Here is a 16,781-nt window from a genome sequence, read left to right as displayed (position 1 = left end):
CAGCCTTGAACGTGCTGGCCGCTCGGACGTAGCGTTCGCAGCGACCGGTTTCTATCAACCTTGAGAGCCACCTGCTGCCGCCTCAGACGGGACTTCGGTGATGAGCACGCTACAGACGAGGCCAGAGCCTCAGACGAGACCGCCTTCCGGGCCGCCGGACGGGCGCCGCGTCCGACGCAAGGCGGTCCGTACGAACTGGACGATCGGGCTGCTCGCACTGCCGGCCGTCGTCTTCTTCCTGGTCTTCAGCTACCTGCCGATGTCCGGCCTGGTGGTGGCGTTCAAGGAGTTCGACGTCAGCCTGGGGATCTTCGGCAGCCCGTGGAACGGGCTGGAGAACTTCACCTACTTCCTGGAGTCCGGGGACGCGGCGAGGATCCTGTTCAACACGCTCTTTCTGAACATCCTGTTCCTGGTCGCGACGCTGGCCGCCGGGATGGTCCTGGCGATCATGCTGAACGAGATCCGCAGCACCTTCTTCAAGCGGGTCTCCCAGTCCGTCGTCTTCTTCCCCTACTTCGTCTCCCCGGTCGTGATCAGCATCATCCTGCAGGTGCTGCTGGCCGGGGCCTCCGGCGGAGGCGGGGCGGTCAACGACGCCCTCGGGGGCCTCGGGTTCCCCGCGGTCGACTGGTACACGGAGCCGGGCCCGTGGCCGTGGATCCTCACCGTGGTGAAGATCTGGCAGCTCGGCGGCTACCTGAGCGTCATCTTCCTGGCCGCGATCACCGGCATCCCCGAGGAGGTCTACGAGGCCGGGATGATCGACGGGGCCTCGCGGGCCCAGATGGCCTGGCGCATCACCCTCCCGCTGCTGAAGCCCACCGCGGCGGTCCTGCTGGTGCTGGGGGTCGGCCGGATCTTCTACGGCGACTTCGGCACCATCTACGCGATCGTCGGGGACAACGGCACCCTGTTCGACAGCACGGACGTCATCGACACCTACGTCTTCCGCGCCCTGCGCCAGCTCGGCGACTTCGGCACCACCGCCGCGATCGGCCTGTTCCAGTCGGTGGTGGGTTTCGTCCTCGTGGTGATCGCGGTGCTGATCCAGCGCAAGTACTCGAAGGAGACCAGCGTCCTATGAGCGGCAAGAAGCTGGAACCGTTCACGATCGTCAGCATCATCGGCGTCTCCTTGGCCGTGCTGGCCTGCGCGATCCCGTTCTGGATGATCATCTCGGGGTCCCTCACCAGCGAGTCAGAGCTGGCCACGACGGGCTACAGCCTGTTCCCCGCGGCCTTCGACCTCACCGCGTACAAGATGATCTTCACGGGTCCCGCGGTGCTGGACGCCTACTTCGCCAGCGTCTTCATCACGGTCGTGGGCACGGCCCTGTCCCTGGCGGTGACCTCGGGGCTGAGCTGGGTGATCGCCCGCCGGCTGCCCGGCATCAGCCGGCCGCTGACCGTCTTCTCCTACCTGCCGATGCTGTTCTCCGGCGGCCTGGTTCCCCTCTACCTGCTGGTCACGCAGTACCTGAAGCTGCAGAACAGCTACTTCTCGGTGATCCTGCCCCTGCTGGTCATGCCGTTCCTGGTCTTCGTCCAGGTCAGCGCCTTCCGCCAGCTGCCGGAGTCGATCTTCGAGTCGGCCAAGATCGACGGTGCGGGGGAGCTGCGCATCTTCTTCACGATCGCGATCCCGCTGTCCAAGCCGATCCTCGCCGTCGTCGGCCTCTTCTACGCCGTGCACTACTGGAACGACTGGTTCATGGCGCTGCTGTTCATCGACGACGTGCACAAGTTCCCGCTGCCCCTCGTGCTGCAGAACCTCATCTCCAACATCTCCTTCACGCAGATGCTGCCGCAGCTGGCCGAGGCGGCCACCCCCGTCTACCAGCTCCGGCTGGCTCTCACCACCGTCGCCATCGGCCCGATCCTGCTCGCCTACCCCTTCGCCCAGCGCTACTTCGTCAAGGGCATCACCCTCGGTGCCACCAAGGGCTGATCCCGCTCCCCCCACCTCAGGAGTTACCGTGTCCCACCACCTCATGTCGCGGCGCCGCCTGCTGGCCACCGGCGGCGGCCTGTCCCTGGCCGCCCTCCTCGCCGCCTGCTCGGACGACTCCCAGAAGCCGCAGGCCACCGGCGGCGCCCAGAGCTCCGGCGCGCTCGCGCTGAGCCTGCTGCTGCCCGGCGACGTGCCGGCCGGCTGGGACGCCGTCCTGGCCGAGGCCAACAAGAAGCTCCAGGCGGACCTGGGCTTCACCATCAAGCCGCAGTTCATCCCGTGGACCAGCTACGGCCAGCAGGCGCTGCTGAAGTTCACCGCGGGGGAGAAGTTCGACACCGCGCTGCAGGCGCGCTGGCTCAACATGACCCAGCTGGCCGCCAGCGGCTCGATCGTCGAGCTGAGCAGCCTGCTGTCCAGCGGCAAGTACCCCAACCTGGCCGCCACGATCGACCCGAAGATCATCGAGCTGAACCGGTGGAGCGGCAAGCTCTACGGCCTGCCCCAGATCAACTCGGTCGCCCGCTTCCACCACTTCAGCATCCGCCAGGACCTGGCCGACAAGCTCGGCATGAGCGACATCACGGACTTCGCCGGGCTGGAGAAGTTCTGGTACGACGTCAAGCAGAAGAACAAGGACATCATCCCGATCGGGGTGAGCTCCCGGATGCCCAAGCTGCTGGTGGCGTGGAACCCGGTCGGCTGGCTCAACCCCTACATGTGGGACAACCCCACCATGAGCATCGCCTCCTTCACCGGCGACTCGCTCAACTTCGTCCTGGCCGCCGACGGCAAGCAGACCGGCTCGTCCAACCCGATCCCGTGGTGGGAGGCCCCGGGCATGGTGGACGCGCTGCGCAAGATCCGCAAGTACTACCAGGACGGGCTGATCAACAAGAACGCCCTCACCCTGGACTCCAAGGCGCTGGACTCCCAGTTCAAGGCCGGCCGGGTCGCCACCGGCTGGGCCATGACCGACGGCCTGTCCTCCACGGCGCTGCCCGAGCTGACCAAGAACGTGCCGGGCGCGATGATCGCGAACGTGATGCCGCTCAAGGGCGGCGAGAGCGCCAAGCCGTACCAGACCTTCCAGAGCGACAACTTCGTCGTGCTCAACGCCAAGGGCGAGAGCAACGAGAAGGCCATGCAGCTGCAGGACTGGGTGTCGATCAAGGAGAACCACGACCTGCTCAACTACGGCCTCCCCGGCAAGGACTGGAACCCCGTCGGCGAGGACAAGTACGAGAAGCTGTCCACCTACACCTTCCCCGGCTTCGCCCTCGCCTGGCGGGCCAAGCTGGAGCGCCGGGTCAAGGACATGACCGAGTCCGAGGCCAAGTGGTTCGACTGGGCGCAGGACATCGACAACTTCACCGTCGACCCCTACGCCAGCTTCGTCCCCGACCCTGAGCCGATCAAGCGGGAGAACACCCAGATCACCGCGGCCATGACGCAGTTCGCCAACCCGCTGTTCATCGGCGCCGTCGACGTCGACCAGGGGCTGGACAAGCTGAAGAAGGCGCTGGAGCGGGCGGGCCTGGCCAAGGTCCAGGCCGAGATGGCCAAGCAGGCCGACGCCTACCTGAAGGGCCAGTGACGATGGCGCTGCCCATCAGCCGGAGGACCGTGCTGGCGTCCTCCGGCGCCCTGGCCGCCGCCACGTGGTTATGGAACGGCGAGGCCGCCGCGACGAGTGACCGTGAGGCCCCGCTGGACGTGGTGGTCTTCGGCGACGAGGCCTCCGAGAGCGCCCACGCGGTGACCGCCGACCGGTCGGCGGTCGTGGCCGGGGCGCTCGGCCGCTCCGCGCGCGTGCTCAACCCGCAGGATCCCGCCGGGGTCTGGGGCGGCACGGTCTCCTTCACCGTCAAGTGCGCGCCGCACGGCACCACGTACGTCACGATCAAGCTGTGGGGCGGCGACCGGGCCGCGAGCGAGGCCGACCAGTCCCGGCTGCAGCTCTTCTGCGCGGGCGAGCAGGTCGGCCACTACCACCTGGGCGCGGTCGACCCGCTGGACATCCTCAGCCAGGAAGCCCACTCGCCGGGCCGCTTCCACTACCACACGCTGCCGCTGCCCGAGGCGATGACCCGCGACCGCGAGCAGGTCACGCTGGAGATCCGGTCGATGGGCCGGATCTGGGGCTACGGGCAGAACCCGGCCGAGTTCTACCGGTCGATGAACAAGCCCAGCCGCCCCTTCTACCGGATCTACACCCATACCGAGCCGTACTTCCCCGGCGACGGCATCCAGGGGCCGGCCCCCGACGCGCCCGTCCGCCCCGCGCCCGGCCCCGAGGTGCTGGACGGCATCAAGACCAGGGTGCTGCGCGAGCACCGCAACTGGCTCGACGCCAACCCCGCCGCGCTCGACTCCTGGGCCTTCCAGGGGCTGGCCGAGGGCTACTTCTGGCCCGAGAGCCCCGCCCACCAGAATCCGGACGCGATCGACCAGGTGCTGGCCGCCATCGACGCCCGCTACACCAAGTGGCTCACCGACCCGACCGTGCTGACCGCCTCCGACCAGCAGTGGGAGGGCTTCGCCAAGGTCGGCACGGCGCTCCTGCTGCTCCGCGACGTCCTGGGCGACCGGCTGGAGCGCCCGGTCGGCGGGCGGCCCGTGGGCGCGCCCAACCCGGGCTTCGAGCGCGGCGGCACGGCCCCCGCCTCCTGGAGCACCGCCCGGTGGGCCGGCACGGCCACCTGGCTCTGGGACGACACGGTCAAGCGTGGCGGCTCGCGCTCGGTCAAGGTCACCGCCGCCGCCGGGGCCGCCGCGGGCTGGAACACCGCCCAGAACCGCACCCTCATCGGCCAGGGCCGGCACCGCTACGGCGTCTGGGTCAAGACCGAGGACGTGGCGGCCCCGGGCGCCTACCTCGACGTGCTCTTCTACGACGCCGCCGGGAAGATCGTCGGCACCGACAACAAGTTCCACGCCCCGGCCGGCACCCGGGACTGGACGCAGATCACCGCCGAGCTGACCACCCCCGCCACCGCGGTCGAGCTCCGGCTCGACGTCCGCGTCGAGGGCGGCGGCACCGCCTGGTTCGACGACGTCGAGGTCACGCCGCTGGACGGGGCCACCCCGCCGGTCCAGGGCGATCTTCCGGTACGGCGGGACGCGTACACCAGGATGCTGGCCGAGTCGATCTCGTACTGGCGCCGGCACATGCCGCACTACAGCAACCAGACGATGATCTGCGCGCTCGGCATCTATCGCTGCAACCGCGCCCTGATGCTGATAAATCCGGAAAAGGCGCCGCTCAGCGAGGAGAAGGCCCGCGACTACATCCACCAGTCCGTCGGCCTGAAGCCCTTCCTGGGCAGGGAGGACGCCTCCGGCACCCCCAGCAAGATCCTCGGCGAGCACTTCCACCAGGTCACCCGGAAGGGCCTGACCAGGGAGCTGGGATACGTCGGCAACTACGGCGAGGTGACCGACTGGCTGATCCTGCTCTACGAGGCCGTCACCCGCTTCGACGGCGTCGAGGACCCCGAGCTGAAGGCGCACCTGATCAAGATGATCAACGCGCGGGCCGTCTTCCGCTACCCCGAGGTCGACAACGACGGCTACCGCACCATGCGCATGGAGGCCGCCGTCGGCTGGCGCGACGACCACTATCCCGGTGACGTCGTCTACGCCCAGCGCCTGGCCTGGGACGGCCACCCCGCCATGGCCGCCGCCGTCCTCGGCGACCCCGCGATCGCCGGGCACGCCCAGCGGATGATCGCCGACAACCAGTTCTTCGGCCACCTCGACCTGCTGCTCACCAACACCTGGCCGCGCGTGGGGCTCAACGCCCTGCGCCTCGTCCAGCGCGACTGGCCGGCCTTCCAGGCGCTGCCGGCGGGCGGCACGCGGTTCCCCATGGACTGGGACGCCCCCACCTTCGTCTTCTCCGACGAGGAGAACGGCGTCGTCGCGATCAAGAACGGCAAGGAGATCCTCTACGCCTCCCTCTACTGGCGCGCCCGGCAGGCCGTCAACAACCTGGCCCGCGTCCACCACATCACCCCGGACACCCACCGGGTCGCCACCGTCCGGCAGCAGTGCCAGGTCACGCCCACCGGCGACACCTGGACCGAGGCCGACTGGGTCTGCTTCTCCTTCGCCATCAACGACCCCGCCGCCTCCCACATCCCGCCCGGCGGCTTCGCGCCCCCCGGTCCCCAGGTCCACCAGGCCTTCGCGGGCGAGGTGCTCAAGGTCGGGCCGCATCCCGCGGACGTCCCGGATCCCGCGCTCGGGGTGGACTTCCCGGGTGTGGAGAAGCTCTTCGTCGGGAAGGCACAGTTCTACCGCTGCTCCTACGGCCGCTACCTCATCGGCATGAACACCTCCGAAGACCGACCCCGCCGCCTGCACACCACCGGCCCCGGCCACGCCCGCGACCTCGTGACCGGCCGCCGAGTCCGCCTGGGAGCCCCGATCGAGGTCGCACCCCTCAGCACCGTGGTGCTCTTCCTGGAGGACTGATGCACTCCTTGCTCGGCCTGTCGCCCGCCCGCACGTGGGAAGACGCGTTCCTCTCCGGCAACGGCGAGGTCGGGATCATGGTGTACGGAGGCCCGCGGGAGGAGCGGGTGGTGGTCAACCACCACCGGTTCGTGCTGCCCAACGGCACCCGTGACCGCCGCCCGCCCGCCATCGCGCACCTCCTGCCCGAGATCCGCGCCCTCGTGCTGGCCGGGCGGCCGGTCGAGGCCCAGGCGCTGGCGGCGGACGGCCGGCACCTGGAGTGGACCCAGCCGTTCCACCCCGGCTGGGAGCTGGTGATCTCCCGTCCGGCGGCCTCGGCCGGGGCGTATCGCCGTACCACCGACTTCGCCACCGGCGAGGTCGCGTCGGAGGCGGACGGCTGGTCGCACCGGGCGTTCGTCTCCCGCGCCGACGGGGTCGTCGTCCAGCGGCTGACCGGCGACGTCGCCCTCCGCCTGACCGGCGACCTGCCCGGAAAGCCGGACACGGTGCGGTACGAGACGGCGGCGGGTGAGCGGGACGGCGAGGTCTTCCTGCGGATCCGCGGCCTCTACCCGCCCGAGGGCCGTGGCGCCTTCGGCTTCGAGGGCCTCACCCTCGTCCGGCCGCGCGGGGGGACCGTCGCGGTGGAGGGCGACACGGTGACGGTCACGGGCGCGGCCGAGGTGCTGCTGCTGACGACGGCGGCCCGGCACGACCACCCCGCCTGGCCCGACGACGAGCACGTCCGGGCAGGTGACGAGCCGGGCGGGCCGCGGGCGTGGGGCGGCGACGGGCCGGGCGGGCTCGGTGGGCTGCCCGGACCGGCCGCCTCCGGCTATGACGGGCTGCTGGACCGGCACGTCGCCCGGCACCGTCCGCTCTACGAGCGCGTCACCCTGGATCTGGGCGCGACGCCGGCCGAGCGGGCCGCGCCGGTCGGCGAGCTGGGCGGCGCGGCGCTCGTGGAGCGGCTGTTCCACGCGGGCCGCTACCTCCTGCTCAGCTCCGGCGGCGTCCTGCCGCCCCGGCTGACCGGCCTGTGGCTGGGGGCGTGGGGCGCGGCCTGGTCGGGCGACTTCACCACCGACGCCAATCTCAACCTCCAGCTGGCCGGCGTCAACATCGGCGCGCTCCCGGAGCTGATCGCCGGGTACGCCAACCTGATCCGCGGCCAGATCGACCACTGGCGCACCAACGCCAGGGAGATCTACGGCGCCCGGGGCATCCTCGCGCCGAGCCGCACGGACGGCGAGAACGGCCACCTGTTCCACCTGAACGCCGACTGGCCGTGGACGATGTGGCTGGCCGGCGCGGACTGGCTGCTGTATCCGCTGGTGGAGCACGCCGAGGTCACCGGCGAGCCGATCCCCGAGCTGGCGGGCTGGCTCGCGGAGTGCCGCCTGTTCTGGGAGGACTTCCTCGCCGGAACGGACGGGACCGTGGTGCCGTCGTTCTCGCCCGAGGTGGGGCCGGGCGGCGGGCCGTTCGCCTGCCACAACGCCACCATGGACGTCGCGGCGGCCAGGCACGCGCTCGGCGACTCCCCGACCGGCAAGCGGCTCCCGGCGTACCGGATCGACGAGCGGGGCGCGCTGGCCGAGTGGATCGCCGACGTGGAGCCGTGCGAGGACCACCGGCATGTCAGCCACCTCTATCCGGTCTGGCCGCTGCACGAGATCAACCCGGACGAGACGCCGGACCTGGCGGAGGCCGCCAGGAAAGCCCTACTGTCCAGGGGTGATGAGAACCTCTCCGCGCACGGCAGCCTGCATCGGGCGCTGGCGGCCGCGCGGTTGAAGGATGGCGAGCTGGCCTGGGCAAATGTTCGGAAAATTCTGGACAACGGGATGTTCTTCCACTCGTTGATGAGTTCCCACAACCCCGGCCGGGAGATCTACAACGCGGACGCGGCCCTCAGCCTGCCGGGAGTCCTGCTGGAGCTGCTGGTCCACTCGCGGCCGGGGATCGTCGAGCTGCTGCCCGCGCTGCCGGCGGCCCTGGCCAGGGGCCGCGTGCGCGGCGTCCGCTGCCGGGGCCGGGTGACGGTCGAGGAGCTGTCCTGGGGCGACGGCGTCCGGGCCAGGCTCATCTCCCCGGTCGACCAGACCGTTACCGTTGTCCACCGTGCCTCGGGCCTGCGCCGAGAAGTTGAGCTGACTGCTGGAAAGAGTGTGGAGATCAGATGATCCGCAATCCCGTCCTGCCCGGTTTCGACCCCGACCCCTCGATCGTGCGGGTGGGAGAGGATTACTACCTGGCCACCTCGACCTTCGAGTGGTGTCCGGGCGTTCGTGTGCACCACTCCCGTGACCTGGTGAACTGGCGCCCGCTGGGTGGCCTCCTGACCGAGCGCAGGCTGCTGGACCTGTCCGGCGTGCCCGACTCCGGGGGCATCTGGGCGCCCGACCTGACCTATCACGACGGGCTGTTCCACCTGGTTTACGGAGTGATGGACAACTATGCCCTCGGCTACAAGGACATCGCCAACTACCTGATCACCGCGCCCTCGATCGAGGGGCCGTGGTCCGACCCGGTCCGGCTGCCGGGCCGCGGCTTCGACGCCGCCCTCTACCACGAGGACGGCCGGAGCTGGCTGCTCAACATGGTCTTCGACTCCCGGCCGGGCCGCGGGTTCGCCGGGATCGAGCTGCAGTCCCTCGACGGCGGCAAGCCCGAGCTGATCCTGCCGAACCGCAGCGTCACCGAGGGCCCGCACCTCTACAAGATCGACGGCTGGTACTACCTTATGGTGGCCGAGGGCGGCACCGGCTACGAGCACGGGGTCACGGTGCTGCGCTCCCGCTCGATGTCGGGGCCGTACGAGGAGGACCCGGCGGGGCCCATGCTCACCTCGCGCCACGACCGGAGCCTGGAGCTGCAGAAGGCCGGTCACGGCTGCCTGGTGCAGACGCAGACGGGGGAGTGGTACCTGTCCCACCTGATGGCCCGGCCGTACCACAACGGCAGGTGCGTGCTCGGGCGCGAGACCGCGCTGCAGCGCGTGACCTGGGAGGACGGCTGGCCGCGCGTGGCGGGCGGCGTGCCCGCCGTCGAGGTCGCCGCGCCCGAGCTGCCCGCGCACCCGTGGCCCGCGGCCGAGGGCTGGAACGGCTCGCCGTCCGCTGGCGGGCTCGGGCCTGACTGGAGCACGCTGCGGCGGCCCGCCTCACCCGACTGGCTGGCCGCCGACCAGGACGGGCTCACCGTCCAGGGCGGTCAGTCCCCGTACGGCCTGCGCACCCCGAGCCTGGTCGCCCGCCGGGTCACGGCGCAGAACTGCTCCCTGGAAACGGTCATGCGGTTCGAGCCGGACAGCGTCCACCAGTGGGCGGGCGTCGTCGCCTACTACAACTCGCGCAACTGGCACTATCTGGCCGTGACCGCCGACGGCCTGGTGCTGACCACGAGTGACCAGGGGACCCGCACCGAGCGCCTGCTCGGGCCCGCGGGTGCCGAGGTCGAGCTGCGCGTGGAGTTCGACGGGCCGGTCGTGCGCTTCAACCACGGCCCGGACCTGGACGCGACGATCCTGTCGGACGAGCACGCCGACGAGTTCATCGACGGGAAAGTGCGGGCCTTCGGCTTCACCGGCGCGTTCGTGGGGTTCTGGGTGCAGGACCTTGCGGGAGAGGGCTGCTCGGCGCGCTTCGAGCAGATCCGCTACCGCGCATGAGCAACACCGGCCTCATCAGCACCCCGGACGGTCCATGAGGGTGCACGTCGAGACCTGGGGCCACGGCGGTCCGCCGCTGCTCCTGGTGCACGGGTGGGGCGGCGACCACCGGCTGTGGCGCTCCCTGGACTTCGGGGGGCGCCGGGTGATCGCCCCCGACCTGCGCGGTCACGGCCGCTCCCCGGTCCCGGCGACCGGCTACCGGCCCGTCGACCTGGCCCGCGACCTGGTGCCGCTGCTGGACGAGCCGGTGCTGGCCATCGGGCACTCCATGGGTGCCCAGGTGGTCACCGCGCTGGCGGTCGAGCATCCGGAGCTGGTCAGCGGGCTGGTCGTGGTCGCTCCCGCCTACGGCGCGGACGAGGAGGAGGAACGGCTCATCCCCGGGCGCCTGGCGGCGTTGCGGGCCGACGGCGTGGCCGCCGCGCTGCGGCAGCTCGGGCCGCTGCCCGCGCCGATCACCGGGCAGCTGCTGGCCACGCCCGGTCACGTGCTAGCCGAGTGCTACGCCGGGATGTACACCGTGCCCGGCGCGTTCGGGGTGCGCCGGGAATCCGAGCGGTATCTGGCCAGACGGGCCTGCCCGGTGCTCGCCGTACACAATGTGCCGGAGGCCGCGCGGTGGGAGGCTGGCCTGCCCGGCCATCCGGGCTCCACGACGGTGGTGTGGCCGGATGCCGGGCATTTCCTGCATGTGGAACATCCGGCGAAGTTCGTGGCACTGGTGTCCGGCTGGGGCCGCTGAGTCTCCTGGGGTCTCGCGGCGCGGCCGTGATGGTGATTCTCACCATGCGGGTTCGGCAAACGTGAAGCCCATCACATACACTCTGACCAGCGGTTACGCGGTGGCCGTTCGTGCCGCCGCCCGGCCTCAGCGCAGCGGCCGGGCGGTCACGGGTGCGTGTGGAGCGTGCCCGCCGCCCGCGTCGGTGCCCTTTCGCAGCAGGGCTGAGCCCAACGAGAAGAAGAATCATGCGAAGTCTCGTGTTCGTCATAGCCGGTGTCGCGCTGGCTGCGGCCGCCTGTGGGGCGCCTGCCAACGGCGACTCCACGGAAGGCCTCACCATCGGCCTGTCGGTCTCGACGATGAGCAACCCGTACTTCGTCCAGTTCCGTGACGGAGCGGAGGCGGCCGCCCAGCGTTTCGGGGTCAAGCTGTCCGTCGCCGACGCGCAGAACGACGCCTCGCGGCAGGCGACGCAGGTCCACGGGTTCACCAGCCGGAAGATGAATGCGGTCATCATCAACCCGGTCGACTCCAACGCGCTCGCGACGGAGGTCAAAGCGGCCAGCCAGGCCGGCATCCCGGTCATCGCGGCCGATCGCGCCATCAACCATGCCCCGGTGACGGAGACCCTGACGTCGGACAACCTGGCCGGAGGCAGGCTCGGCGCGCAGGAACTGGCCAAGCAGATCGGTGGGAAGGGCGACGTGGTCGTGCTCAGCGGCACGGCCGGCACCTCCGCCTCCCGGGACCGCAGCAAGGGGTTCGCCGACGGCATCGCCGCGTACCCGAAGATCAAGGTCGTTGCCACGCAGCGGGCCGACTTCGACCGGGCCAAGGGCCTGAACGTCATGACGAGCCTCATCCGGTCGCATCCCGGCCTCGACGGGGTGTTCGCGGAGAACGACGAGATGGCGCTGGGCGCGATCCAGGCCCTCGGGCCGAAGGCGGGCCATCACGTCAAGGTCGTCGGCTTCGACGGCACGCCGGACGGGATCAAGGCGGTGCGGGCGGGCAGCATGGCCGCCACGGTCACCCAGCAGCCGCGGGTGATCGGCTGGCAGGCGGTGCAGGACGCCATCAAGGTGGCCAAGGGCCAGCCGGTTGCCAAGACGGTGGCGGTCCCGGTCAAGCTGGCGACCAAGGACAACGCGAACGAGTTCTGGACCTTCTGAGCCAGAGACCATAGTTAACGGTTCCTATCCGGGTGCGCTCAGCGTAGACGCGCACCGGCGGGGGCGACAAGAGGCGGAAAGCGCATTCCATCATTCCGGACCATGGATCATGCCCTTGAACTGGCAAAACATCTGGCTGGAATCGAGCGCCTTTGTAACGCGTGGGTCACGGGTTCTTGTCGGGTGTCTCATTGCGGCCTAATCTCCCGGGGAGAACGTTTTCTATCGGGAGACCCGCCATGCTCGCTCGGCACCTGTTAGGCGGCCCGCTCGCCGCGCTCCTGCTGCTGCCCTTCCTCGCCGCGCCCCCTGCGGCGGCCGCCCCTCTGCCCGCCGGATACGTGGACGTGGTCACGTTCGGCGACACCGAGTCCGAGAGCGCGCACGCGCTGCAGGCGGCCTCCACCGCGGTGGTCGAAGGGGCGCTGGGGGAGCCCGCCCGAGTGGCCAGACCGACCGCCCCGCCCACCGTCAAGGGTGGTGAGCTGCGGTTCAGGGTCGCGGTCGATCCGGTCGCGCAGAACTACTTCACGCTGAAGTTCTGGGGGAGCGACGTCTCGCCCTACAAGACGATCGCCTACGTCAACGGCGAGCAGATCGGCTACCGGCGCTCGGGCGACTACGAGGCGATCAACCTCGGATCGAGCAAGGCGCTGCCCGGCCGGTTCTACTACAACACGATCATGCTGCCGCTCGGCCACACCCAGGGCCGGCGGGCCGTGGAGATGACGGTCCGGACCTACGACGCCGGGTTCAGTCAGCCCGTGACCGCCGACTCGCGCGGCTACTACCGGGCCTACACGCACACCACCGCGTACCTGGACGTCTCCGGCGAGAAGCAGGGGGCGGTCACCCCGGACACCACGCCCGCGCCAGGGCCGGCCGACGCCGAGAAGCAGGCGATGGTCGACCGCTACCGCAAGAGCCAGATCGACCTGTTCAACCAGTACAGCGCGCAGCTGGACGCCTCGCCGACGGCGAAGCTGTCGATCGTCCGCTACCAGGACGACCTGCGCTTCTACGCCTCGGCGCTGCTGGAGCCGTGGGTGCCGGCGAACACGCCCGAGCTGAAGAAGGCGGCGCTGGGACGCCTGTTCAAGGCCATCGACAACCACGTCAAGGACTACTACGCCGACACCCGGCTGCTGCTTCGGGGCGGCCACCAGGGTGACTGGGGCGGCTACTACGGGGCCCTGGGCGAGGCGCTGTACATCGTGGAGAACCTGATCCCCGAGGTGTACGGCACGAAGGAGTTCGAGGCGTTCCTGGACGAGCCCTTCGTCACCGGCACGCAGGACGGGCCGTCCTCGCTCAAGGGCGTGGACTGGGACGGCGGGGAGCTGTCCCGGCGCGAGGCCTACGAGCGGGTGCTGAAGGCCAACTTCGACTTCGCCCGCGCGCGCCTGTCCTACATCTACAACCAGGTGATGTACACCTACGAGGGCGCGTGGGAGGCGCACGAGGGCCTGCGGATGATCGGATCGCGCTTCTACGAGGGCAAGGCCAGGAGCCACCGGATCCTGCTGGAGGCGCTCGGCGTCGAGCCCTTCCTCGGCGAGGAGGTGCTCGTGGGGCCCGACGGCCAGGACCTGGACCTCTACCACTCGCTCTTCTACCACGACACCACTGCCCGCTTCACCGACGACTTCGCCCAGATCGTGGGCAAGGGCCTGGCCAGGAGCAAGCTCGACGCCGACGGGAGGGTGGTGCGCCGCCTGCCGTACGGCGAGCACTACACCGGCATCACCAAAGCCGGGCTGACCAGGGAGAACACCTTCGTCGCCAACTACGGCGAGGCCACCAACCACCTGCCTGAGTACTTCTTGCGCACCTGGGGCCACAAGGGCGACGAGAAGCTCAACGACGAGATCCTCAAGCTGGCGCTGAAGAACCTGCACGCCCGCGGCTTCACCCGCTACACCGGCACGGACGACAACGGCAAGCGGGTGTCCCTGGCGGAGATGGCCGTCGACGAGCGCAACGCGGCCTACCCGGGCTGGCCCGCCTACGCCCTGCGCAACACCGAGGGCCGCACGATGGAGTACGTCACGCTGGACAAGCACATGGCCGAGCACGCCGAGCGCTACGCGGGCGCCGAGTGGGAGCCGTACCGGCGTTACGCGAACGAGGCGGCCGGGTTCGTCCAGCAGCAGATCGCCGACAACCAGTACTTCAACACGTTCTCCTCCGTGGAGGCGAAGCGGAAGTACGACATGTGGCTGCCCGAGACCTACGCCTACCTGCGCACCCGTCCGGCGGCCGGGGCCGTGCTCCCGCAGACGGACTTCGCCGCGTACACGCCCGCGGAGCTCGCCGCCCTGGGCGTCGACCCGGCCCGCTACGAGCGGTTCGCGTTCGCGGACGTGGACGACATGTTCGTCTCCGTCCGCGACGGCGACACCCGGATCTTCGGCTCGCTGTTCGAGCGGCAGCGCGGCGTCGCCGGGAACGGGCGGCTGCACGTCCTGGCCGCAGACCACCACAACGTCGTGCAGATCGCCACGGACACGCAGTTCTCCTACCGCGACTACAACGCGCGGATGGACAACATCGACGTCGACTTCATGGAGGACCAGCAGAAGGGCGACAGCGGCCTGCCGCAGGCGCTGGCCGGTGAGATCCTGCCCGCCGCCCACCAGCCGGGAGTCGGCACCGTGCGGCGGGAGAACTACGAGTTCGACACCCCCTACTCCGGATACGCGGACTTCCTGACCGCCCGCTACGGCGGCTACGTGTTCGCCTTCAACACCACCCGCGACGACTACCGCAACAAGCGCTCGTTCTCCCTGGACGTGCCCGGCGACGCCGTGGACCTGGTCTCGGGCCGGCGGGTGGCCAAGGGCGCGGTGAGCGTGCCGCCCGAGACCGCGATGGTGCTGAGGCTGGACGGCGCCGTGGCCGAGCGGCCGAAGCCGCACCACGTGGACTTCGTCCAGGCGCTGCGCGACCGCGACGGCGTCACCCTCACCTGGAAGCCCGCCGCCGGCGCCGAGTCGTACACGATCAGGCGCGACGGCAAGGTGATCGCCGCCGGAGTCCGCGGCACGACGTTCGAGGCCGGTAAGCAGCCCGGCGCGTACACCGTGACCGGGGTGAACCGCCACGGCTCCGGCTGGGCCTCGCAGGCCGTCCAGCCGCCCGCCGCGCCGGTGGACCGCGTCGGCGAGGTCGCGGGCCGGGTCAAGGTGGACGGGCACCGCGTCGAGCTCACCGGGGGCGACGGCAAGGGCCTCGGCGAAGGCGACGACTACTACCTGGACAAGCGTGACATCCAGGACACGCTGCTGTTCTCGAGCGAGGTGCTCACCGGCAGCGGGTCGGTCAGCGCCCGGATCGAGCAGGCGCGGGGCCCGGCCAGTGGCGTGCTGCTCCGGGCCGACGCCCGCTACATCTACTTCGGCGCGGACGCCTCCGGCCGGCTCGTCCTGCGGAACCGCACCCGTGACTCCCGGCACGACTGGCAGGACGACCGGCGCAGCCCGATCGACGCCGGCATCCAGGGCTACACCGCGGCCGAGTACCCGTTCGTCAAGCTCGTACGGGACGTCGACGCCCAGATCGTGCGGGCGTGGGCGAGCAAGGACGGCCGGTCGTGGTCGTACGTGGCGGAGCTGTTCACGCCCTTCCCCGAAGGCGTCTACGCCGGGGTGGCGGCGGCCACGGCGGCCACGTTCACCCACGTCACGGTGTCGCCCGACCCCGAGGGGACGCTGTACGCCCGGGTGGAGCGGGCCAGGGACCGGGTGACGCTGCGCTGGAGCAAGCCGGACGCCGCCACCCGGTTCACCGTCTACCGCAAGGACGGCGCGAGCGCCGCCTGGCGCCCGGTGCTGTCGAGCGCGCTGACCTTCGACTTCACCGACGAACCGCTGCGGCACGGCACCCGCTTCTACCGGATCGCGACGATCGGTGCGGACGGCGCCGAACGGCCGGGCTCGGGCCTGCTGATGGCGGCGGCCGAACCGCTCGCCACCGTGATCGCCGAGACGGAGAAGCTGCCCGCGGCCGACTACACCAAGGGCAGCCACTACCTGCTGACCCGGGCGATCGCCGAGGCGAAGGGGGGCGGCGACGAGGACGAGCTGATCGACCGGATCTACGCCGCCGTCGAGCAGCTCGTGCCGGTCGGCACGCTGCTGAAGAAGGTCACCGTCGAGCCGTCCATGGTGGAGGCGTCCACCGAGGCATGGGGAGGCGGCGGCACCAAGGCCCAGAACGGCTGGCGCGCCTTCGACGGCGACCTGGCCACCGCCACCGACACCACCACCTCGGCGGGCTGGATCGACGTGCGCCTGCCGGCGGCGGTGGCGCTGGACGCGATCCGCTACCACCCGCGCTCCACCCACGTCACGCGGCTGAACGGCGCCGTGTTCAGGGGATCCGCCGACGGCGGCGCCACCTGGGCCGACCTGCACACGGTCAGCGGGGTCGACGCGGCACGGTGGTACTCCGTCCCGCTCCCGCGGACCGCGGCCTATCCGTGGCTGCGCGTCGCCTTCCCGTCGGGCAACGCCAACGTGGCCGAGATCGAGTTCCTGTCCATGAGCGACGACCGTACCCTGCTCGACCTGCTCATCGAGGAGGCCGAGGCCGTCGACCCGAGCCGCCGCACCCCCGAGCTGACCGCCGCGCTGGAGCACGCCCGCTCCGAGCTGGCAGGTCAGGAGCAGATCGACGCCGCGGCCGGGCGGCTGCGCGTCGCCCTCGCGAGCCTGTGACCCCCGCGGTACAGCTGCTTCACGGTGGTCACGGCCTGGGCCCGACCCCTTCCCGGGCGGGTGGCTACTGAAGG

9 protein-coding genes are annotated in these 16,781 nt (G+C 70.5%); all 9 read left to right on the top strand.

Annotated elements, in window-relative coordinates; genetic code table 11:
* Positions 1-100: 100 nt before the first annotated feature.
* Positions 101-1,087, top strand: a complete 987-nt coding sequence (locus ACFKCF_RS10040) for an ABC transporter permease (protein ID WP_394492697.1) — start codon at positions 101-103, stop codon at positions 1,085-1,087.
* The gene (locus ACFKCF_RS10035; protein ID WP_394492696.1) at positions 1,084-1,950 is read left to right on the top strand and encodes a carbohydrate ABC transporter permease; all 867 of its coding nucleotides are present in this window, start codon (positions 1,084-1,086) and stop codon (positions 1,948-1,950) included. The genes ACFKCF_RS10040 and ACFKCF_RS10035 overlap by 4 nt, the downstream gene beginning before the upstream one ends.
* 28 nt (positions 1,951-1,978) lie before the next feature.
* The gene (locus tag ACFKCF_RS10030; protein ID WP_394492695.1) at positions 1,979-3,550 is read left to right on the top strand and encodes a DUF3502 domain-containing protein; all 1,572 of its coding nucleotides are present in this window, start codon (positions 1,979-1,981) and stop codon (positions 3,548-3,550) included.
* A 2-nt stretch (positions 3,551-3,552) separates the two neighbouring features.
* Complete coding sequence (locus ACFKCF_RS10025; RefSeq protein ID WP_394492694.1) at positions 3,553-6,432, top strand: hypothetical protein; 2,880 nt, start codon at positions 3,553-3,555, stop codon at positions 6,430-6,432.
* Positions 6,432-8,603: a glycosyl hydrolase family 95 catalytic domain-containing protein gene (locus ACFKCF_RS10020; protein WP_394492693.1), complete on the top strand. Its 2,172-nt coding sequence runs from the start codon at positions 6,432-6,434 to the stop codon at positions 8,601-8,603. The genes ACFKCF_RS10025 and ACFKCF_RS10020 overlap by 1 nt, the downstream gene beginning before the upstream one ends.
* Positions 8,600-10,090 (top strand): glycoside hydrolase family 43 protein, encoded by a 1,491-nt coding sequence (locus ACFKCF_RS10015; protein WP_394492692.1) that lies wholly within the window; start codon positions 8,600-8,602, stop codon positions 10,088-10,090. Before ACFKCF_RS10020 ends, ACFKCF_RS10015 begins: the two co-directional genes overlap by 4 nt.
* A gap of 34 nt (positions 10,091-10,124) precedes the next feature.
* Positions 10,125-10,835, top strand: coding sequence for an alpha/beta fold hydrolase (locus tag ACFKCF_RS10010; protein ID WP_394492691.1), 711 nt, complete (start codon positions 10,125-10,127; stop codon positions 10,833-10,835).
* 227 nt (positions 10,836-11,062) lie between these two features.
* A complete protein-coding gene (locus ACFKCF_RS10005; RefSeq protein WP_394492690.1) occupies positions 11,063-11,989 on the top strand; it encodes a substrate-binding domain-containing protein in 927 nt (308 codons plus the stop codon).
* A gap of 239 nt (positions 11,990-12,228) precedes the next feature.
* Positions 12,229-16,707: a hypothetical protein gene (locus tag ACFKCF_RS10000; RefSeq protein WP_394492689.1), complete on the top strand. Its 4,479-nt coding sequence runs from the start codon at positions 12,229-12,231 to the stop codon at positions 16,705-16,707.
* The last annotated feature ends 74 nt before the right edge of the window (positions 16,708-16,781 follow it).

This window comes from Nonomuraea sp. JJY05, from assembly GCF_043496855.1.
GTDB lineage: Bacteria > Actinomycetota > Actinomycetes > Streptosporangiales > Streptosporangiaceae > Nonomuraea.
This window is presented reverse-complemented; position numbering and strand designations above follow the sequence as displayed.